Genomic DNA, 19,983 nt, shown 5'->3' with positions numbered 1-19,983 from the left:
ATCCTGGTGTCTATGGCGAAGGGGGTACACCGGTTCCCATCCCGAACACCGCAGTTAAGCCCTTCAGCGTCGATGATACTCTACCAAAGGGGAAAGTAGAACGATGCCAGGATTAAGTAAATTAGCAAAACCCAGTCCTCAACCAATCATAGTTGTTGCTAAAAAGAAGCCGTTAAGCTTCTTTTTTGATATACTTGTAATCATGGAAAAAGAGCCAAGACCCCCTTCTTAAAATGGAGAATTTTCAGGCGGCAACATAGAAAAAAATGAAAAGGAATATGCCGGGCAGTTTGAGGTATCAGTCGATAAGGAACTTATAACCCAAGCAGAACTTCCAGACCAAATGAAAGACTGGTTATTGCGTTTGCCCGAAAAACTAAGCTTTGATGAACAGGTAACACTTATCGTTGGCCCGAACGGCTCTGGCAAGACCCAGTTTGCCAGGGCATTAATGGAAGCTATTGCTGTTGTCCGTAACGCCCATGTTGATGAAGATATTCCCATACACAGGCAGACAATCGAATTTAACGAAGATTCTCCTGCTGCAAAGCTTTTACCTGCATTGCAAGTTGGTGTTCCTCGTGGTGAAAATCGCGGAGCACACCCGACAGATATTGACGGTGCAGAGATAATACACGAAACAAAACGTTGGGCAGAGCAAATGTACAGGGATGCTCGAGCCGGCCACAATATTGATAGCAAATATACCCACCGAAAATCTACTCGTCAGCTTTTTGAGCAAGCCCTAGAAGATCTAAGAAGGACACGGATTGAAAAGCCAAAACGGCCTTATCCAAGCGGTGCTCCTTCTGAATACCCCGACGTACTTGTAGTGCTCGATGAGCCAGAGCAAGGGCTTGATCCTGGTGGTCAATTGGGTCTGCCAGAGGCGGTCATTAACTTTGTTGATAAAACCGATACTCTATTAGTGCCAACAAACAATATCGTTTTGGCCCGAGTTTCTGATCTGCCACGTTTGGATTTAAGTCACCCGGAGCGTGGTGTGCATCGACCTTCAGAATACGGAGAACTTTTAACGCTCAGGCTCCAGGCCTAGTTATAACTGCCATTACTACACAGAGGGCTTTTGTTTATTGGCTCAATCTGTAGTATGATACAACCATAAGCAATAAACCTATGGCCGACAACTCTAAAACCACACAGGCTAAAGCTCGAGCATCGCATGTTGCCCCCGGCGCTGTGCGTAAGTCGCGCTTCCGGCCTAGAATCTGGCACGGCCTGGTTTTGATTTTAGTTATATTAGTAATAGGTGTTTTAATAGTTAGACTCAGTAAGGCCAGCGGCGATACTATAAATCTCCAAGCTGCCAAAACTTTGCAGCCACCAGAAATTACACGCTACCAGACCCAATTTGGTGCTAGGGCAAGTACCAACACCAAGCCGACCGTGCCAGTCAGCGGCCAGGCAAACCTTAGCTATGGCGGCAAAGACAGCCCCAAGTTTGTGGCTTATTATGTCGACGGTAACTTGAAGGCCACTGAAAGCAACCCCCCCTACACCTATACCTTAGACACTACCGCTCTTAGTAATGGCCAGCACACCATTGCGCTTGCGGCCTACGATCAAAACAATCTAGTTATAAATTTGATACAACAGCGCGTTAATGTCATAAATGGCGGCCGCTTGCAAATGATTCAAAATAGCCTAAGTTATCCCTGGAAAGTGATTTTGGGCGACAACTAAGTTACAATGGTTTAAGATTCTTATGGCAAAAGCTAAGTCCAAAACCAAATACCAATCACGCAGCAGCTCTTCCAGTATTGGTGTGGCAACGTTGGCTCATGCTCACTATATTAAGTCCTGGCAAGTCATTGTTTTTATTGTTATTGTTATGTTTGCCGGCATTATTATTATTCGCCTAAGCCGGGCCGCCACTAGTGAGGTTACCAGCACACCGCTCACCGATGCCGAGATCCAACAGGTTGCCGGTGGCGCCACTATCGCTCAAACAGGCTCGCCGATTCCGGTTAGCGGCACAGTTATATTTGGCTATAACACTACCAGGCTAGAGAATGTTGGAAAAGTAGGTTTTTATGTTGATGGTACCCTGGCCGGGGTTGCTACCAAAACACCCTATAGCTTCACCTTTGACTCAACCAGATACAGTGCCGGGCAGCACACTATTTCGGCCATAGCCTTCGATACAAGTAACAGGCCGCTGGCTGCCGTCAAAAAAACCATTGCTATCGACAACAGCCCCAATCTGCTAAAACAATTAGGCAATATTATTACCTACCCGTTCTATGTGCTAACCGCCAGACCATAATTGTAATAATTTGTGCAGTGTATTATAATCAGTCCTAAATAACATAAGCGCTATAAAATGCCTGCTAAAAAAACAAAATCAAAATCTCGTACTGCCAAATCAAGCCTAAACAAGCTACACCAGTTTAAATTCCGTTGGTGGATGGCGCTAATACTGATAGCTGTAGTGGCTGGTCTAGGGGTTATTATACTGCGCTTTAGCAGAGCTTCGGCTACTAGGGTGTTTTCGGTGGGTAATGGTTTGAGTGGTATATATAATGCCAGCACCGTGCCGGCCAACCCCAGCTTTACAGCATATAGCTATGCCATAAACGTGGCCAACCGGACTTCGGCCGAGGCTAGCGATACGTATGGCAACATAGTTAGTAATAATGATGTTGCTAACATCGACCGGGCAGATGTAGAGGTTTGTTGGGTGTTTTACAAAACCCGGCCCGATGGAAATGCCGCTAATTATTATCTTCTAATTTTAGACTGGGGCGGCAACGAAGTTGCTGTTACTCAAGGTACGCTGTACGCGCAGGGAACAACCCGGCAATGCATAAGACAAACTATTGGCGCGCCTAATGGTAATTTGAACTATTTTTACCGCTTTTTGGGAGCCAACGAAAACCAGATCGATGTTGTGTCGGCCACACGTACGACGCTGGCGGTTTATCCAAAAGTCCAAGCCGCTCCTGGGCCCAACCCGGTTGGTGGCAGTAATCCAGCTCCGCCTGGAAACCCCAATATTCAGACTCTAAACTTTCCTGCCGGGCAACTAACCACGGTTTGTGGCTATGAAGCGGTAGCTGGTTACGCCAGCGTTTGTCCCCAAAACATTAACCAGTGGAGCTACATTGGCCTACTCGACGACTGGGTGGGCACCTGGGCTCAAAACCAAGCTCGTGGCGTTACGACCGAGCACGATGTGGGTTATTGGAAATGGGGTAATTTTTGCGCGGTCAAGAGCCGGGTTATAGGGGAGCCTAGACTCACCAAGGTAGACGAAAGCAACGGTGTGGTACATTTTTACTTGGTGGGCTGCCCAACTGCGAATTCGGTCTATAGTTTTAAGTTGCAGAATCGCATGGCCAATCGGCCGGCCGAAACACCGCGAAATCCCCAGGGCAGGCTGTACATTACTAAATACGGTCCCAATGGGCCAGTGCCTCCCAATGGCTACCTCAAATCAAACCCCGGCACCGCACCTGGCAACACAGGAATTTGTATTAAAAACAGAGGCGGGGTTACTTTTGCCTGCGGTGGCAGCAATCCATTTGTAGCCAATGGTATTTTTGTAAGCGATAATCCCTACCAGGCTTATACCACCGCGCCGGCAGGCTGGAAAATCACCAGAGTGATGGTAAATGGCGTGACTAAATATGCCGGCAATATTCCTACGGCCTTTGCTCTAGCCAACGCTGTAGAAAATCAAAATACCTTTATTGATTTTTATTACGATCGCCAGTAGGTTATAAAATAGCGGTAATGTCAAAAAAAACCAAAACTACTAAACCGCCAAGGTCGAAATTTCGAATTGCTAGGTCTGGGCTAAACAAAAATCATCAGCTTAAATTCCGTTGGTGGATGGCAGTTTTGTTGGTGGGGGTAGTTATTGTTGCCGGCATTGCCGTGCTGCGGTTTTCGCGGGCTAGCGCCGGCTCGGCGCCCAAAGGGCCGGTCTATTGGCTGGGCGACTCGCTTACTACTGGTCTGGTTGTAGATGGCGGGTTGGCACAAAAGCTTCAGAATAATGGCTATAGCCCAGCTTTTATTAACCAAGATCCTGGTCGCTCAATCAGCAAGGGTGGCTTTGGCCAGCAAAGCGCGCTGGTGGCTGTTGATGCCAACAACACCAATGTTTGCGGGTCTGAGCAAACCAAGAGCAATGCCACTATGAACAACTACTGCCAAGCCAATGGCGGTGTTTACAACCCCGTAAAAGATGCCAAAACCATTGTGATATTTTTGGGTACCAACCCAGAAACCGGCGACACGAAGTGTTCTGCCAACGGTAAGCCATGCGACAATCTGGCCGAGCCTAGCATATTCGCCAATGCCCAAAAGCAGCTGATACAAAAGATTAGGGCTATAAACCCTAGTGCTCAGATTGACTGGGTCGATGTGGCGGCTCCCGGTAACAAAGCTTTGTCGTACCAGTCCGAAATGTATTTTCGCCGTAACGACTTTCCGAGCCAAGAAGCCTTTGACCAATGGTTTGCCAACAACTATACAGTTGGCCGCCAGCGCCTCCAGAACACTTTAAACACTATCTACAACCAGTCGGCTGCACTCAACTACAACCTAATTAGTCAGTTTAAGTTTTTATGGGGCAACGACGCCTCTAACAACGGCATAATACTTACCACCGACCAGAAAGACGCCAATAAAAACCTGAGCGACGACGGAGTACACTACTTAGCTTCTGGCTCGGCTAAGTTGGCAGACTACTTATTGAACTCTCTGAATAACGGAACTTTTGCACCTGGCTTGGTTGACGGTATAGCCAAAAAATTCTCTCCTGTAGTTCGGCCACAGCCTAGGCCGGTAGCTCAGACCCCGTCTGTCGCGTGCCAAGATCTAAAGATAGAACCAGTTACGGTAGGTGGTGGCCAGGCACTTAAAATGACAGCTACGGCCAAGCAAGTGGGCAGCTTGAATCCCAACGAGCTAGCTGACTTCTCGTTTTACTTGAGGGCCAAAAAGCCCGACGGCACTTACGACGACACTACGGTCGATGCCAAAGGCCGCCACGAGATTCAAGCCTGGGGCAACTCGCCAGATGCCAGCGGTGTTTACACAGTAGTACGACCACCCCAGGTAGACCCAGCAGGAACCTTTATTATGCCCGCCAACACAACTGGCCAAAACCAAACCTATCAGGTGTTTTTGCGAATATTCTGGCGCGGCCACAACATTGTATCCGATGCTTTTAGTGTGCCGGCTTGTGCCAAAGAGATCAATGTTCGACCACCTTTTAAGCGAACCAATCAATAGCCGGGCGCGAGTGTAATGCCGCAAAAAAAGTCTACAAAATCTAGGGTAGCTAGCTTTAGTGCCAGCAAAAAAGGCAAGTTTAAACCTAAGTGGTGGATGGTATTAGTGTTGGTGCTAGTGGTTGCGGTTGTCGGGATCGCAGTTTTTAGGTTCTCACACGCCTTTGGTGGCGGCAAGATCTATATTTATGGCGGCAACGACGGACCCTATGTGAGTTATGATTTTAATATAGATGGCTCGGTTAATCTAAAAGAATCGATTGCCGGCAAAGAGCGCAAAAACGTGGCCTTTGCCCAAGCTCAAGCCGTTGGTTTGCAGATGGTGCAAGATGCCCTGCGGGCTAGCGGCCAAGCCGAACAGGCCGATGCTATCAATCCAGGCAGTTTGCCGGCCGAGGTTCAAACTCAGCTCAACAGTGCCAATCAACAGGGCAAAGACGCACAAAATCAGAGCGCTAGCCAGCAAACTCCAGCCTTCCAGCCGCCACCAAGCGCCGTCCAGCCAAGCTCTGCGCCAGCGGCTCCATCTGCCACTGCGCCAGCACCGACTAGCCCAGCGCCTGCCAAGACCTACCCGGTGAGCGGTGTGGTTGATTTTCGTTTGCCGGCCGATATAGCCAAAACCGCAACCCAGGTAATATATAGGGTAGATGGCAAACAAATCGGCATTAGCAAGGCCGCGCCTTTCAATCAAACCTTTAATTCCACACGTTACGAAAACGGCAGCCACTTGCTGCAGGCCGAGGTTAAAAATGGCTTTGGGGCCAACAAAAACTATGTTTATGCCCTGCAAGTGCAAAACCCGACCGACTGGTGGAGCAAACTGGTGCAGAACTTTAGTAATGTTTTTGGGCAGTAGCAACTGTTATACTAGCTAGTGTGAAAAAGTACTATTTTTCTGAATCCCAAAAGATAGTTTTGTTAAGCATTCTCTCGGCGCTGCTACTAGCTGTGCCGTTTTTGAGCTACAATTACGGCTGGCTGATTTTAATTAGCTTTGCCCCTTACTTGCTTTTACTACAGGCTATTGCAAGTAAAAAACTGAGCCTTGCTAAGAAGATCTTTTGGGGTTGGCTACCGGGACTAGCTTCGATGATGATAGTTGTGGGCTGGTTACTGTTCTCTGATCGTTCACAATTGCAATTAAACCAGGCTTTTAGTCTTTTTATGCTGGCTCTGGTTTACGGTCTACTTGTACTTATTTTGAGTTTGCAGTACGTGGTTTTTAGCTGGTTGTACTTTCGCTGTATAAAGAACCCTTTAAATCCCTGGGTGTTTTTACTTATCCCAGCCTTTTGGGTGGTAGCTGAGTTCAGCCGAAGTGTGTTGTTGTCCCTCGTGACAATAGGCTCAGGTGGCAGCGTTGGTCCATACTGGAACTTTGGCAACTTGGGGTTCGCACTCGCTGTAACGCCTTTGGGGTTTGCAGCGCGAATCGTGGGGCTTTGGGGCATGAGCTTTGCGGCGGTTGCTATAAGCCTGGCTTGGATTTGGCTGTTCAAAAAGAAGTTTTTGTGGCCGGTAATTATCTTTGCGGCCGTTTTGGTAATTACAATGATAGGCTATTTTGGCTGGAAGACTACCAGTAGCAGTTTGAGCCTTGGCTACCTTCAATATGGTCTGCCTTTGGTAGACCATCAGCAGCTTAGGGCGGTGTGGCAAAAAGCAACTACAGAGGCAATAAACCAAGGTGCAAATACCGAAAAACCTTCTGACGTGCTAGTTTTACCAGAGTATTCAGGGATAATTGGCAGTAGTCTACTCACACCCAAGGCTGCCCAGGCCCTGCTGGCTCCAGTGCTTAAAAACAACGGAGTGGTGATTACCACTACCGAAGATCGTTCGGTTGTCCCGCGTAAAAATGTTCTAATAGCAGCCAACCAGAACGCCAACATTATTGGCAGACAAGATAAAGCCTTTTTAATTCCAATCGGGGAATACCTACCATATATTTTGGAGGTTGTTTTAAGAGCAGGTGGGCAGAGTAGTTTTGTAGCCAAGCAAAGAAACAATTTGTATGTGGCAAAGGGCGCAGCAAACGGCATGCCTTTGTTGGTTAATAACCTAAAAATCGCTGCCCAAGCCTGCTCGGGGGCGATTGCGCCAGAACTGTTCCGGCAGCAAGTACGGCAGGGCGGCAATGTTATGACAAACCCAGCCTCGCCCGCTGGGCTGTTAAAAGCAACTGTTTACCACGAGCAAAGCCTGCAAACCGCCCGCTTTATGGCTATGGCCAATGCCCGCCCGTACGCGCAAGGAGCTTTTGGTACTTACTCATTTATACTCAATAAGGACGGCAGTGTCGAGAAAATCAATCAGGACTTTGGCTTTGCCTACAAAAGTGCCACAGTGGGGGTGCCGGGTAGGCGAACCCTCTATACTATCTTGGGAGAATGGGTGGTTGTTCTTAGTTTCATTTTTACAGCTGCCTACTTTGCTTACTACATTAAGCGTAAAAAGTTTGACAACTAGCTTGGGTTTTGTCAAAATAGAACCTAAGTTTTAATAGTTACATCTTTAATAGGTAACGAAATGCCAGCAAAAAAGAAAGTTAAAACAAAATCAAGCGTATCCGGCAAAGGCCTCAAGGCCAAAGCCGCTGTGCCAGTATGGATGGTGGTGGTTATGGTGGGCTTGGTGGCCGCCTTAGGTGTTTTTGTTGTTTATGAGAGCTATGCAAGCTCAGACCCAGATTGGGTTCCCCAAGGATATTGTAAGTATTTTTTTGGCGGTCTTTTTTGCCGAGCCACGGACAATGGAGTGAAAGGAGTCCATGTTATAAAATACGGGCCTCTTAATATCCAATATGTATGTCCACCCCAGGCGCCAAATGAATTAGTTATGTGTATACCTGGTTCGTTTAAGTTTTTGTAGGCTACTCAGTCCTCAACGCTTCGATTGGATCCATTTGTACAGCTTTGGCGGCCGGTAAAACACCCGAGACCAATGCAATAACCAGCAGCAAGATAATTATTCCCAGCACTTGAGTTGGTGTGAATACTAGTGCCGAGCCGGAGTCGGCAAATATATCTAGCCGCTTGGCAATGAGTGGATTTATAAACAGGCTTAACACAAAAGCCAGAACTATGCCTAAGATTGTGCCAAAAAGCCCAATCCAGCCGGCTTCGACCGTAAAAATGGCAAACAGGGTGTGGCCACGAATGCCCAAGGCCTTGAGCAGGCCAATTTCTTGCTTACGCTCTAATATACCAATTAATTCGGTATTAATAATGCCAAACACGGCGGCTAGCAAGGTTGCGGCTGCAAAGGCAGCCAAAAACAGCTGTAAGCCGTTTATAACATCGGTTAAACCTTTGGCGCTCTCGGCATCGGTTGACACCGTAAAACCAAGTTTAGCGATGTTTTGTTTAACCACATCGACCCCCTCAATGCCGTATTGGGCTGGCACAACCACTGTTAGGCTGCCGTAGCCAACCTTGCTACTATCGCTGCTCTGAAAAGAACTGATTTTCGAAGCGGCCGACTCAGAGACCTGAAAATTAGATGGCAGAGCGCTGGTAATGGGCTTTTTGCTAACCGCCACAACCTTAAAGTTTTGGATCCGGCTGGCTAAGCGCTCACGATCGAAATAGGTAACTGGCAGGGTTTTGCCAATGGCGGTTTGAGCCGAACCCAAGCCCAGCTGGCTTAAAAAAACCTCGGGCACTATTATGCCGTCGACACCAATGCTACCACCTGCCTCGCCAGCTACAAGCTGCGGCTTGTAGATCGGGCTATATTGACTAGCACTAATAACAAATTTTTTGCCGTTGGCTTCTAAATACTCGAGGGTAAAAGGGTAGTTGCGAATTACTTGGCCCACCCCCTTGAGCCCCTCTATCTTTTTAATGTCGCTCTCGGTAAGCAATTTGGGCTCATTTTTGTTTTTGCCAGCCTGCTCGGCATTGTACTCCTGAAGTGTGGTGGCAGAAAGAAAACTGCTTTCGGGCTGCTTAGGGCTAACCTTAATAACCTGGTTGTTGAGCGAGCTAGCAACTAAAGTGGCGGCGGCTTGGCGGGCGCCCTCGCCCAGGCCAAAGGTAATCATGAGGGCAAAGGCGCCAATGGCAATGGCGCAAGAGGTAAGGGCTACTCGCACTTTGTTTTGCTTAATGCCTTCTAAGCTGCGTTTAAAAACGTCGGCTACTTTCATATCACCACAGCCCCTCAACCTTGGCAATTTTGCCGTCTTCTATCTCTACCACCTCATTACACTTTTTAGCCAGTTTTAGGTTGTGGGTAACCATCACCAGAGTGCTACCCAGAGCCTCGTTCATGGCAAAAAGCAGTTCCTCTATTTGGGCACCAGTTTTGTCGTCTAAGTTGCCGGTCGGCTCATCGGCAAACAGGTAGTGGGGTGCATTTACCACGGCCCGGGCTATGCAAACCCGTTGTTTTTGGCCGCCGGAGAGCTCAAATGCTGGCCTTTCGGCAAAGTCTTGCATCTGCACAAAGCCCAGGGCCTTCATGGCGTCGGTGCGGCGCTCCTCGAGCCCAACACCGGCTATTTCTAGTGGCATGGCTACATTGCGCCAAACTGGCTCTTTGGGTAGCAAAAAAAAACTCTGGAACACAAAACCAATGTAGCGGTTGCGCAATCTGTCTTTTTCTTTTTGCGAAAGCGCATCTAGATCATTCTTGCCCAAAAGCACTCGTCCAAAATCTGGCGTATCTAACCCAGAGAGTATGTGCATGAGTGTGCTCTTGCCCGACCCGCTTTTGCCAATAATGGCCATGCTTTTGCCGGTTGGCACCATAAGCGAGACGTTTTGCAAGGCTAGTTGCTCCACGCCATTGTATTTATATTTTTTCGAAACTTTAATAGCTCGTATCATAATGTTCGTGGCCACAGCTTTAGTTGTGCCAGGTTAAATTATAGCATAAGCAGTAAGTTTTTTTGGTTGAACGATTCGGTTATACTATAGCTAAATGAAAACACAGGTCAAACGCTGGTATAAGAAACACAAACCAGCCTTAGTTGCTGCTGCCCTAACGCTCTTAAGCATAATTGGCTTAAGCCTACCCTTTTTGGGCTATAACCTAGGCTGGCTTGGCCTGGTGGGGCTTTTACCGCTGCTTTATTTACTGCAGTATCTGCAAAAACACGGGGAAGTTAAGGCTTTGGGTTTTTGGTGGATGGTTGGCTTTGGTTCTCAAGCCATAATTTTGTTTTGGATGCTCCAAACCCAGCCGGAGCGCTGGGCCGGCACTAGTGGCTGGACTGCTATCGGCGGGCTAGTGTTTGGCTATTTGGCATTTGCTCTGGTGCTGTCGGTTGGGTTTGTAGTAGCTGGCTGGCTCTACAAACTCACCAAATCTAAGCTCGACAACCCCTGGGTATTTTTAACCTTGCCAGCGGCTTGGGTAATTGGGGAGTTTGTGCGTAGCTGGCTGTTCTCGGTTATTTCGAGTGGGCCTAACACCACGCTTGGGCCGTTTTGGAACTTTGGCGCGCTAGGCTTTGCAGCTAGTGTAACACCATTGGTATACTTGAGCCGATTCGTTGGCTTGTGGGGGCTAAGCTTTGCAGTTGTTGTGGTGAATTTAGCCGTCTTTTGGCTGCTGCACAAACGCTGGAAGCTACCAGCTGTTATTGGGTTTGGGTTAATGCTTGCAACTGTCCTGTCCTGGTTAATTTATAAAGACGCTAGCTCTAAGTCTATAAGTGTTGCGGCTGTACAGCTTGGCACCAACGATTCGCTACAGATTGGTGGACTTGATTTTCGGCAGGGTCTGTTTAAGCTATCGCAAGCAAAACAAGCTGAGGTTTTGGTATTATCAGAATACTCCGGTATTTTTGCCGAAGACAAAAGCCAGACCGATCAAGCTCTGGCTCACAAACTGCTAAGCAGCGAAAACGCCCCCATAATTACCTCAACCCAAACCCAACCGGGAGCGGATAGCACAGAGCGGCGCAATACCTTAACCGTGTATAACCCAGAGGGCAAGATTGTGCGAGAACAAGACAAGCAGTTTCTGATCCCCATCGGCGAGGCTATGCCATACGCCTTTATTTTCTTACTTAAAGCTATTGGCCAAGGCAAAGTTATTGATGATCAGTTTCAGAGCCGCGAAGTAACCAGAAGCCCAAAGCCCGATACGACCTTTGAATTAAATGATCTCAAAATAGGTGCGCTGGCTTGTTCGGGCGCGATTGGGCCCGAACTATATCGGAGCCTAGCGGTTGGCGGAGCTCAAATACTAACCAACTCGGCTAGCTTGTCTATCTTTGCCAAGGCTCCAGCCTATCACCAGCAAGCCCAGCAAATGGCGCGCTTTATAGCCGTAGCCAACGCCCGACCGTTTGTGCAGGCCACCGACGGTAGCTATTCGTTTATAATTGATCAAAACGGTAGCTGGCTAGCCAAAAGTGGCCAACAAAACCTGGAGCTGTTGGTTGAAAGTGTAAAACTTAATAACACCAAAACTCTCTATACCCTACTGGGCGAATGGGCAGTGGTGGCCAGCGCTGGCGTCTTGGTGGTAGCGGCCGTTTACTCAAGGCGCAAGCTTGACAACCATAAGCGTAATAGCTATACTAACGGTTAGAACAATCTAATTTAAAGGCTATGTAATGACTGCCAAAAAATCTAAGACTGCCAAAAAAAGCCTAACAAAGAACACCTCTAGTTTTAAGTGGTATATAGCTATTATCTTGGTGGCTCTAGTTGCTATTGCAGGAATTATATATATGCGCTTTAGTCGGGCTGCTGTCACCCCTAATCCTGTTGTCCCTGGCAGTGTAACTGCGCGCTACGACGGCTACAGTGGCGGATATGACTACTATACACAGTATGTCAGTGGTTCGTCTCAGGGAAGTAAGCCCTACCGTAGTTTAGGCGGCGATAAGGTTGTGAATATAGCGGGCTCGACCCGTTGCTATCAACTTTCACCTGGATTTAAATATGGCTGGGTTAATATGCAAGAGATTGGTCTTGGGCTTTGCTCTGGCTAAAGCTTAGGGTTCTTACCTAAAACTTAACCACAAGCACTTAAAAAGTGTTGACATTATAAGCATAAGCTGGTAAAATGCTTATCGTTAAATAAATTAACCAAGAGTTTGACACTCTTGGAGGGTCTCCTAGTAAAGCAGGTGAAGAGTTATAAGTCAGACTCCTTTGAATAAACCAAAGGAGGTCTTATGGCCGGAACAAAAGCTGGCGGCAAACTAGCCGCTGCTACCAACAAAAAGCGCTATGGCAAAGAATTTTATGTCAAAATTGGTGCTATGGGTGGCAAAAAGAGCGTGGGTGGTGGTTTTGCTGCCAACCCAGAACTAGCTCGAACTGCAGGTCGCATAGGCGGTTTGCGCAGTCGCAAAACAGCCAAGGCTTAAGTGTAGCAGCAGTATTTTCAAAAAAGCTCCAAACACACGGGGCTTTTTTGATTTAGGCTTCGACTTGAATCAATCGACGCACCACACGGGTGTCGGTGCGCTTACTAACTCGCCATTTGGCAGAACAAACAAAGCAACGAAATTCAGCCTCGTCGTGTTGTAAGCAAAAGTTCTGGCAAACTGGGCAGGTAGCGCGCTTGGTGAGCCAGTTGTCATAGGTCGTAACGCAGCTTCGTATGTAGCTTTCACTAGCATCTACGCCATGTTTAGCCGCTAACTGTCGGGTTTTGTCCCAGGCGGCTAGCTCCATCATAAGCAGTTCAATATCTGAATTGTAGTGAAAGTGTCCCAGCAGACAGTGGCTGATCTCGTGTAGCAGGCTGAGTTTGCCAATCGAGGTAGGCAACCGTTTGCCGTCGTAATAAATCTGGTCTTCAGATGCGTCGTAGGCAAAATAGCTGCTATCTACAAAAGATAGCTGCGGAAAATGCGCTATGATTTCCAATTTTTGTTCCCCCCTCCATTTACTCTTAGTATACGCTCCCATGCACAAACGCCACAACGGCTTTTAGGTAATTAATTCAGTACTTAACAATAGCGCACCTAAGACGGGGGCGTTTAAAATGTGTTTGGCCGGCACAATTTTGGGTGGTGGGTAGAGCAGCGGCATGCTGTGCAAATTTTGTTTAACGTGCCTAATGAATTTTTTGTGGTTGAGGCTAAAACCACCGGCCAGCACCAAAGCTTCGGGGTTGACTAGGGTAATGATGTTGTAAAACCCCAGGGCTAGTTCGTGGGCAATTATCTCCCAGCTGGCAGTATCGTGATCGTGGATCTCGGCTGCAATCGCGCCAAAGCGCCTTACAACCGCCTGGCCGCTGCAAAGGCTCTCAAATGTGCCGATTCGCCCTTCAACCGCCTCCAGGCTTGGCTCTATAATCATACGGCCACCTTCGCTGTTGTGTGGTGTGGGCAGTGGCTGGCCTTTTACCATAATGGCCGTACCAATACCGCTCGAAATGGTTATGTACACAAAAACCTTGAACGGTTTGCCGGCACCATATTTGGCTTCGGCCATACCGCCACAATTAGCATCATTTTCTATAGCCACTGGGCACCCGAATGCCTTACGTAGTGGCTCAACTATCCTAAGATTGTGCCACGGTATGTGTGAGGGTGTCAGAACCATGCCGCGCCTTTTGTCTATAGGGCCGGGAGAGCTAATGCCAATGGCATCGATTGGGCTACGACCACAGACCTCCCTCACGGCCTTGATTAGGGTTGGGCCAACAGTTCTTTGGTTGGTAGGCGTGGGGAATATATGTTCACGCTCGATTTTTTTACCCAAGTGCGAACTAGCTACATGAATCTTGCTGCCACCAATGTCTATGCCAACTAGCATAAGAATATTATAAAACAACTGCTTAAACTTAGGAAACCAGCTAATTAATTGGCTGCTTATGCTTGTAGGCCTGTGTTGATTAGCCGTACAATTAATGCGTAAACAACTATGCACAAACCAACTTTAATTAAACTTGCTGTCGGTGTAGTTCTGATAGTTGCCGTAGTGGCAGCGACTTTTTGGTATGGTAATATGCAGCGGGTCAAGCAAACCAAAAGTAACCAGAGCAGCAACCAAAGCCAGTCAAATACTCAAAGCAAGCAAGAACTAACAGTGCCAGAAGACCAAAAGCCTAAAGATCAGGCCAGCCAGAGCGGTTCTGCCAATAAGCCTGCCCAAACACCAACACCAGACCAACCAACACCATTGCCAGCGCCATCTACCACGCCACCGGCTCAATCAAGCAATAACCCAGCTTCTATGCCGGCTACGGGTGGCGAAACCAGCGTAATACCGCTTACAATCTTGGCGACTCTAGCCTATATGTACTGGCGCTCGCGCAAACCTGTTAAACCATAACTAGCTCTGCACCTTTGTAACATTTGGCTGGGTGTATGCAGACTTATGCCTAGGTTTAATTTTTTCGCTGGGCTAGTACTCTAGCCAATCTTCTAGTAAGTAGTTAATATCTGCTGGCTTAAAAATGGCGCCCCCAAGCATTCATCTTGAACAGTTTTGTTAAGGCGTTCTAACTGAGCACTGTCGTTTTGGGGTCTTACCCGGGTGCGATTTTGTATGTGTCGTGAGGGCTGGCCTGTTCGTTTATTGGTCATTTTACAGGGTTAACAGGCGACCATTTTGGTTGCAAAAGCCACTGGCATTACGCTAAACTTTACAAATAACCCGATACAAGGTATAGTTAGTAAGACGTTTAGGCCAAAACCTGGTGCTATGAGCCGGTTAGTGTCTAACGCTAATATATTGGCCAAAAAGCCAATAAATCTATACCTAAGGAGCAAAGTTAAATATGCAAAATCAAGACAATGCTGTAATGGCAGAGCTTTTGAGTTCAAATACGGTTCGTGCTCTCGAAGCCGAAGACGTAGTAGAGGGAGCCGTACTGAGTGTTGATAAGCACGAAATCTGGCTAGATCTAGGCGTCTTTGGTACTGGATTGGTTGTTGGCAAAGAACTAGAACACTCTAGCGGTTCACTCCAGGTTGGTGATGTTATTAGTGCCTCGGTGGTTGTGCCAGAAACCCCCGAGGGCTATGCGATTTTGAGTCTTAAGCGGGTGGCTAAAGAGAAGGGTTGGGACGTTTTAGAAAAGCGATTTGCCGACAAAGAAACCTTTGGCATAGTACCATTCGATGCCAACAAGGGTGGCCTCTTGATTGAGGTTGAGGGTGTTCGCGGCTTTTTGCCGGTCAGCCAGCTTTCGGCCGAGAATTATCCCCGGGTAACGGGTGCCGACAAAGACGAAATCCTACATCGGCTAAATGGGCTGGTAAGTAGAACGCTTATGGTGCGAATTTTAGATCTTGATCGAAAGCAGAATAAATTGATTGTGTCCGAAAAAGAAGCTCAACGTGAATTTACCGAAGGCAAGATCTCATCGTTTAAAGTCGGTAATAAGGTGAAGGGCATAGTAACCGGTGTTGTTGACTTTGGTGTATTTGTAAATGTTGATGGCATCGAAGGCTTGGTTCACATTTCCGAAATTGCCTGGGACCGCGTCGATAATCCGGCTCACTATGTAAAAGTCGGCCAAGAAATCGAGGCCGTGATTATTGCTATCGACCAAGATAAGCTGTCGCTATCGATTAAGCAGTTAAGCAAGGATCCCTGGATGTCGGAGATCTCAAAATACAAAGTTGGCGACACCGTTGCAGGGAAAGTTACCCGCATAACACCGTTTGGTGCTTTTGTGCAGGTCAACCCAATAATCGAGGCTCTGGTACACATATCAGAACTTTCAGAAGACCACGTTAGCGATCCTTCTAAACTTGTTAAGGTGGGCGAAACACGTAGTTTCAAAGTTATTGCTATCGAGGCAGAACACCACAAACTATCATTAAGCCTCAAAGCCGACAGCGTAAAACCAGCCAAAAAAGCAGTCAAGACCGAAGCTGCCCAAGAGACACAGGCGAGCGGGTAGAAGATCTGGGGCAAAGATGGAGTTTAGCCAATGAGCAATGTAGACCTAGCCAACAATGAAGCCAAACAACTAAATCTGCCCCAGGTTATTAGGGTCAGTGATTTTGCTGATCGCATGGGAGTAAGTGTGGCCAAGGTGGTGGCCGAACTCATGAACAACGGCGTTATGGCCACAGTCAACGAGCAAATCGACTTTGACACAGCTTCGATTATTGGGGCTGAATTTGGGTTTGAGATAGTAGCCGAGCCAGAAGGAGAGGAGCAGCGCCCAAACACCGGTAGGGTCAATCGTGACTCTAACTTGGCTCAGACCCGGCCACCGATTGTAGCTGTCATGGGGCATGTTGACCATGGCAAAACCTCTTTGCTCGATTCCATAAGAGAAAGCAATGTGGCGGCTGGAGAGTCGGGCGGAATAACCCAACACATTGGCGCCTATCAGGTCACAAAGAATAAGCGCACTATTACTTTTTTGGACACCCCTGGCCACGAAGCCTTTTCGGCTCTACGCGCTCATGGTGCTAAGCGAGCCGACGTTGCAATTATTGTGGTTGCCGCCGACGATGGTGTCAAGCCGCAAACCAAGGAGGCCATAGAGCATGCCAAATCTGCCGGTGTAAGTATGGTGGTGGCTATCAATAAGATCGATAAAGATGGCGCTGATCAAGATAGGGTAAAACAAGAACTGTCTGAGGCCGGTCTGACCCCAGATGATTGGGGCGGCGATACTCCTTGTGTGCCGGTCTCTGCTAAAACAAAAGCGGGTCTAGATAAGCTCTTAGATGTGGTATTGCTGGTAGCCGATATTGTTGACCCCAAGGCAGATTTCGAGACATTAAGTACGGGCGTGGTTATAGAGTCGCATTTGGACACTGGCCGCGGGCCCGTGGCCAGTCTGTTGGTTCAGAATGGTACTCTGCGGCCTGGCGACTGGATTGTGGCTGGCAATACTTATGGCAAGTTGCGGAGCATGGATAATTTTTTGGGTCAAAAAATTAAGCAGGCTACACCGGCCATGCCAGCTGTTGTGGCTGGGTTGAAAGACCTGCCAGCCTTTGGTGACTGGTTTGAACAAGTCCAATCCGAAAAGATTGCCAAAGACTGGTTTATTGCCCAGCAACGCAAAAACAGCACCAAGTCGCTAAATACTGCCAAAACAATGACTTCAACAGACATCTCTAAGGCAGTAGTGGATGGCCGAGTTAAAGAGCTAGGAGTAATAGTAAAAGCCGATACTCAAGGATCATTAGAATCTCTGCTAAACTCGCTAGAGCTAGTTGGCAACGACGAAGTTCGGGTTAAAATAGTTAGCTCAGGGCTTGGGGATATAACCGAGAGCGACATTAACGCTGCAGTCGCAGCTCACGCCATCGTGCTTGGTTTTAATATCTCGATCAACGGACCGGTTAATCAGCTGTCTAAGCGCTCGGGCGTGGACTTTAAACTCTACAAGATTATTTATGAACTACTCGATGACGTTAGGGATTGGTTGAGCAGCCTGTTAGCGCCCGAAGAAATTGAAACTGAGCTGGCTCAACTAAAAGTGCTTGGCCTGTTTAAAACCACTAAGCAAAAAGTTGTAACCGGCGGCAAAGTCATAACCGGCAAAATCACGCCGGGCTTGGAGCTCAAAATATTGCATGCTGGCAAGCAAGTGGGCGAAGGCAAGCTTTTGAGCCTTCAAAAAGATAAGCAGGCTGCTAAGGAGGTTACCGAGGGCGAAGAATGTGGCTTAGAGGTGGCAACTGCCGCACCGATTGAGCTAAATGACACAATGGTATTTGTTAAGCGTGAATCTCGCGCCCGAAGTTTATGAGTGTACGAACCGAGAAAATTGCAGCTACTATAGAGCGCCTAGCCGCCACCTACTTTCTAGAGTTACAGCCAGAACTAGGAGCTACGATTTCGGTTGTACGGATCGAGGTTAGTGGCGATTTAAAGCATGCCGGCTTGTTTATAAGTGCTCTGGGCAAAAACGAAGAACAGGCTTATAAAGGTATTTTAGAGCACCAAAACCGACTTCAAAGCATAATCGCGGCCGGTCTGACTAGTAAATTTACTCCAAAGCTCAAGATTGTGCTCGACCGTGGTCTGGCCGACTCAGCTCGGGTAAGCCAACTGCTGCAAAAAGACCAGGCTTAAATAAAATTGACAGGCTGTCCGGCAGGCTCTATAGTTAGGTTATGAGTAAAGCAGTTTTGCTTGTTGAGGACAACGACTTTATCCGCAACATGTACCAGCTTAAACTAGCCAAAGCTGGCTTAAGTGTTACCGAGGCAGTCGATGGCCGCATGGCTCTAGATAAAGTCAAACAGGCCAAGCCAGACTTAATGTTGCTAGATCTAATGATGCCCAACATGAACGGTATTGAAGTTCTAACCGAGCTAAAAAAAGAGAAGCTGTTGCCAGACCTGCCAGTGATTGTGCTAACCAATGTTATGGATGCTCAAACTATCGAACAGGCCAAAAGCCTGGGCGCCCGCGACTACGTTGTGAAGACCGACCTTACACCAAGCCAGGTCGTAGATAAACTCAGGCCATACTTGAAATAGCTTAATGACAATCATTAGGAAAGAAGCTTGGTATTAGAAGCGTAGCCGACTCTAAGAATTAATAACAATGATCTCTTCAAAGAACGGGGTCTTTTTTGTTTGTAGCAATCCCAGAATTTGATTAAAGCCAGCAACCGCTTCTTCATCACTATATTCGTTAGGGTCGCCCCAAAAGGCTTTGCCGGTTAGCTCATCAGAGAAAAGTTCACCCTTTGTTCTGGTAACGCTAAAGACATGAGCCAGCATATGGTCGATAGCTTCATTATCTTCGTTGGTTTGAATATAGACATCACCGCGATATGCAAACTCTCCCTCAAGACCAGACTTATTTTTCAATTCTTCGGCGGCTGTCTCTTCGACTGATTTGCCAAAATGAGTTTTGCTAAATGGCAGGCTAATCAAGCCATAATAGGGCTGGCGTCGCCAACCAAACAGTAGCTGCTCGCCTTTCGCATTTTTGCAATCTAGCATTACTACGATTTTCGGTTGGATTCGGCGTTCACCAGCCTGCAGGCTCATGCTGCTTACAAATGTTTTGCCTTTAGTTGTCAGCTTATATCCTGATTTAGACTTTTCAATCAGCTTTTCTTTAACCAGCTGATCTAAATGGTACATAAACATGTTGCCCTCAACATCGAGTGGCCTTAAATCCTTATATCGCCGCGTGTCGTGTGTGGCTAGATCGCGCAGTACATGTTTTTGGATCCAGTGCATCATGCCCCTAGAATACAGTAAACTAGCCCAAATGTAATTCAAATTAATTTGAATCAAAACGTTTTGCTGTTTTTGTTTGTTGTGTAAATTCAAAGTAAAGTCAGGCACATTGAAAGGATTTGCCCAATGGACCACGAAGCAAAACTCAAGCAGATCAAAAGGACGGCCAAAGCGGTAACTCAGCACGAGGATTGCGGCGGCTGGGGCACGAAAGTTCGCATGGGACTAACCGAGACTCTTGAAGATCCCTACGCTGAGGCTAGTCCTTGCAGCTGCCTCAAGAACCTTTTTAAGACAATCGGTGTTAGCTACAAAGGAAGGTAATATGTCTAGTAAGGACTGGCTTGGTAAGCCACATCAGCTGTACATTCCTCAGCCAATAGAGTGCAAGTTGGCAGACATGTTGCAGGCTGAATGCATGATCATGATTGAGCAATTGGGCGGAGAAGCCGCTGCGCCTACATTGGGGCTAGCCCCGTGCGGAGTGGATCGTCTTTGTTGGGAGCCCAAGTGGGATCTACGGGTAGCAGTGCGTGCAGCTGAGGTGCTAGAGGTGCCTTTGCTCGAAGCTGTTAAGGCGCTTCTGGACGAGCGCAGCTCGGAATAGCAATGTGCTGA

24 protein-coding genes and 1 rRNA gene are annotated in these 19,983 nt (G+C 47.7%); 19 read left to right on the top strand and 6 right to left on the bottom strand.

The window, feature by feature from the left end; genetic code table 11:
* Nucleotides 1–2 precede the first annotated feature (2 nt).
* The 9 genes from rrf (at nt 3) to HYX70_01690 (ending at nt 8,138) form a co-directional block, all read left to right on the top strand.
* Nucleotides 3–112 (top strand): 5S ribosomal RNA (rrf, locus tag HYX70_01730).
* 231 nt (nt 113–343) lie between these two features.
* On the top strand, nt 344–1,057 hold the full coding sequence (locus HYX70_01725; protein ID MBI2798005.1) for a hypothetical protein: 714 nt from the start codon (nt 344–346) through the stop codon (nt 1,055–1,057).
* Nucleotides 1,058–1,137: 80 nt separating this feature from the next.
* A complete protein-coding gene (locus HYX70_01720; protein ID MBI2798004.1) occupies nt 1,138–1,704 on the top strand; it encodes an Ig-like domain-containing protein in 567 nt (188 codons plus the stop codon).
* 22 nt (nt 1,705–1,726) lie between these two features.
* Nucleotides 1,727–2,287, top strand: coding sequence for an Ig-like domain-containing protein (locus tag HYX70_01715; protein MBI2798003.1), 561 nt, complete (start codon nt 1,727–1,729; stop codon nt 2,285–2,287).
* A gap of 57 nt (nt 2,288–2,344) precedes the next feature.
* Entirely contained in the window at nt 2,345–3,739 is a 1,395-nt protein-coding gene (locus HYX70_01710; GenBank protein ID MBI2798002.1) for a hypothetical protein, read from the top strand.
* Nucleotides 3,740–3,756: 17 nt separating this feature from the next.
* Nucleotides 3,757–5,265 carry a hypothetical protein gene (locus HYX70_01705; protein ID MBI2798001.1) on the top strand — a complete coding sequence of 503 codons (1,509 nt, stop codon included), beginning with the start codon at nt 3,757–3,759 and terminating at the stop codon, nt 5,263–5,265.
* 15 nt (nt 5,266–5,280) lie between these two features.
* Nucleotides 5,281–6,123, top strand: a complete 843-nt coding sequence (locus HYX70_01700) for an Ig-like domain-containing protein (protein ID MBI2798000.1) — start codon at nt 5,281–5,283, stop codon at nt 6,121–6,123.
* Nucleotides 6,124–6,143: 20 nt separating this feature from the next.
* On the top strand, nt 6,144–7,736 hold the full coding sequence (locus tag HYX70_01695) for a hypothetical protein (protein MBI2797999.1): 1,593 nt from the start codon (nt 6,144–6,146) through the stop codon (nt 7,734–7,736).
* 60 nt (nt 7,737–7,796) lie between these two features.
* On the top strand, nt 7,797–8,138 hold the full coding sequence (locus tag HYX70_01690) for a hypothetical protein (GenBank protein ID MBI2797998.1): 342 nt from the start codon (nt 7,797–7,799) through the stop codon (nt 8,136–8,138).
* 1 nt (nt 8,139) lies between these two features.
* Here HYX70_01690 and HYX70_01685 read toward each other — a convergent pair whose 3' ends face one another.
* Both HYX70_01685 and HYX70_01680 read right to left on the bottom strand, forming a co-directional pair.
* A complete protein-coding gene (locus HYX70_01685; GenBank protein MBI2797997.1) occupies nt 8,140–9,417 on the bottom strand; it encodes an ABC transporter permease in 1,278 nt (425 codons plus the stop codon).
* A gap of 1 nt (nt 9,418) precedes the next feature.
* Complete coding sequence (locus HYX70_01680) at nt 9,419–10,099, bottom strand: ABC transporter ATP-binding protein (GenBank protein ID MBI2797996.1); 681 nt, start codon at nt 10,097–10,099, stop codon at nt 9,419–9,421.
* A 94-nt stretch (nt 10,100–10,193) separates the two neighbouring features.
* Between HYX70_01680 and lnt the strand changes: the two genes are divergently transcribed.
* The 3 genes from lnt to HYX70_01665 all read left to right on the top strand — a co-directional run bounded on the left by lnt (nt 10,194) and on the right by HYX70_01665 (nt 12,600).
* Complete coding sequence (lnt, locus tag HYX70_01675) at nt 10,194–11,813, top strand: apolipoprotein N-acyltransferase (GenBank protein MBI2797995.1); 1,620 nt, start codon at nt 10,194–10,196, stop codon at nt 11,811–11,813.
* 25 nt (nt 11,814–11,838) lie between these two features.
* Nucleotides 11,839–12,219 carry a hypothetical protein gene (locus tag HYX70_01670; GenBank protein ID MBI2797994.1) on the top strand — a complete coding sequence of 127 codons (381 nt, stop codon included), beginning with the start codon at nt 11,839–11,841 and terminating at the stop codon, nt 12,217–12,219.
* Nucleotides 12,220–12,405: 186 nt separating this feature from the next.
* Complete coding sequence (locus HYX70_01665) at nt 12,406–12,600, top strand: hypothetical protein (protein ID MBI2797993.1); 195 nt, start codon at nt 12,406–12,408, stop codon at nt 12,598–12,600.
* Between the two features lie 52 nt (nt 12,601–12,652).
* On the opposite strand, the gene HYX70_01660 is transcribed toward HYX70_01665, so the two are convergent.
* Entirely contained in the window at nt 12,653–13,147 is a 495-nt protein-coding gene (locus tag HYX70_01660) for a hypothetical protein (protein ID MBI2797992.1), read from the bottom strand.
* 21 nt (nt 13,148–13,168) lie between these two features.
* Nucleotides 13,169–14,002: an ROK family protein gene (locus tag HYX70_01655; protein ID MBI2797991.1), complete on the bottom strand. Its 834-nt coding sequence runs from the start codon at nt 14,000–14,002 to the stop codon at nt 13,169–13,171.
* Between the two features lie 108 nt (nt 14,003–14,110).
* On the opposite strand from HYX70_01655, the gene HYX70_01650 reads away from it, so the two are divergent.
* Nucleotides 14,111–14,521: a hypothetical protein gene (locus HYX70_01650; protein MBI2797990.1), complete on the top strand. Its 411-nt coding sequence runs from the start codon at nt 14,111–14,113 to the stop codon at nt 14,519–14,521.
* Nucleotides 14,522–14,613: 92 nt separating this feature from the next.
* Here HYX70_01650 and HYX70_01645 read toward each other — a convergent pair whose 3' ends face one another.
* Entirely contained in the window at nt 14,614–14,775 is a 162-nt protein-coding gene (locus HYX70_01645; GenBank protein ID MBI2797989.1) for a hypothetical protein, read from the bottom strand.
* A 218-nt stretch (nt 14,776–14,993) separates the two neighbouring features.
* Between HYX70_01645 and HYX70_01640 the strand changes: the two genes are divergently transcribed.
* From HYX70_01640 to HYX70_01625, 4 genes are read left to right on the top strand one after another with little or no spacing between them, the layout of a single operon-like run.
* Complete coding sequence (locus HYX70_01640) at nt 14,994–16,100, top strand: S1 RNA-binding domain-containing protein (GenBank protein MBI2797988.1); 1,107 nt, start codon at nt 14,994–14,996, stop codon at nt 16,098–16,100.
* A 30-nt stretch (nt 16,101–16,130) separates the two neighbouring features.
* Nucleotides 16,131–17,915, top strand: a complete 1,785-nt coding sequence (infB, locus tag HYX70_01635; protein MBI2797987.1) for a translation initiation factor IF-2 — start codon at nt 16,131–16,133, stop codon at nt 17,913–17,915.
* Nucleotides 17,912–18,241 (top strand): ribosome-binding factor A, encoded by a 330-nt coding sequence (locus HYX70_01630; GenBank protein ID MBI2797986.1) that lies wholly within the window; start codon nt 17,912–17,914, stop codon nt 18,239–18,241. Before infB ends, HYX70_01630 begins: the two co-directional genes overlap by 4 nt.
* 41 nt (nt 18,242–18,282) lie before the next feature.
* Nucleotides 18,283–18,651: a response regulator gene (locus tag HYX70_01625; GenBank protein ID MBI2797985.1), complete on the top strand. Its 369-nt coding sequence runs from the start codon at nt 18,283–18,285 to the stop codon at nt 18,649–18,651.
* A gap of 51 nt (nt 18,652–18,702) precedes the next feature.
* Here the strand turns inward: HYX70_01625 and HYX70_01620 are convergent, their stop codons facing one another.
* Entirely contained in the window at nt 18,703–19,473 is a 771-nt protein-coding gene (locus HYX70_01620) for a hypothetical protein (GenBank protein ID MBI2797984.1), read from the bottom strand.
* 18 nt (nt 19,474–19,491) lie between these two features.
* On the opposite strand from HYX70_01620, the gene HYX70_01615 reads away from it, so the two are divergent.
* Together HYX70_01615 and HYX70_01610 are read left to right on the top strand one after the other, a co-directional pair.
* Nucleotides 19,492–19,689, top strand: a complete 198-nt coding sequence (locus tag HYX70_01615) for a hypothetical protein (GenBank protein ID MBI2797983.1) — start codon at nt 19,492–19,494, stop codon at nt 19,687–19,689.
* A 1-nt stretch (nt 19,690) separates the two neighbouring features.
* Nucleotides 19,691–19,972: a hypothetical protein gene (locus HYX70_01610; GenBank protein ID MBI2797982.1), complete on the top strand. Its 282-nt coding sequence runs from the start codon at nt 19,691–19,693 to the stop codon at nt 19,970–19,972.
* The last annotated feature ends 11 nt before the right edge of the window (nt 19,973–19,983 follow it).

This window comes from Candidatus Saccharibacteria bacterium (assembly GCA_016191105.1).
GTDB lineage: Bacteria > Patescibacteriota > Saccharimonadia > CAILAD01 > BJGX01 > JACPPH01.
The sequence above is the reverse complement of the archived record's forward strand: the minus strand, read 5'-3'. Positions and strand labels throughout refer to the sequence as shown.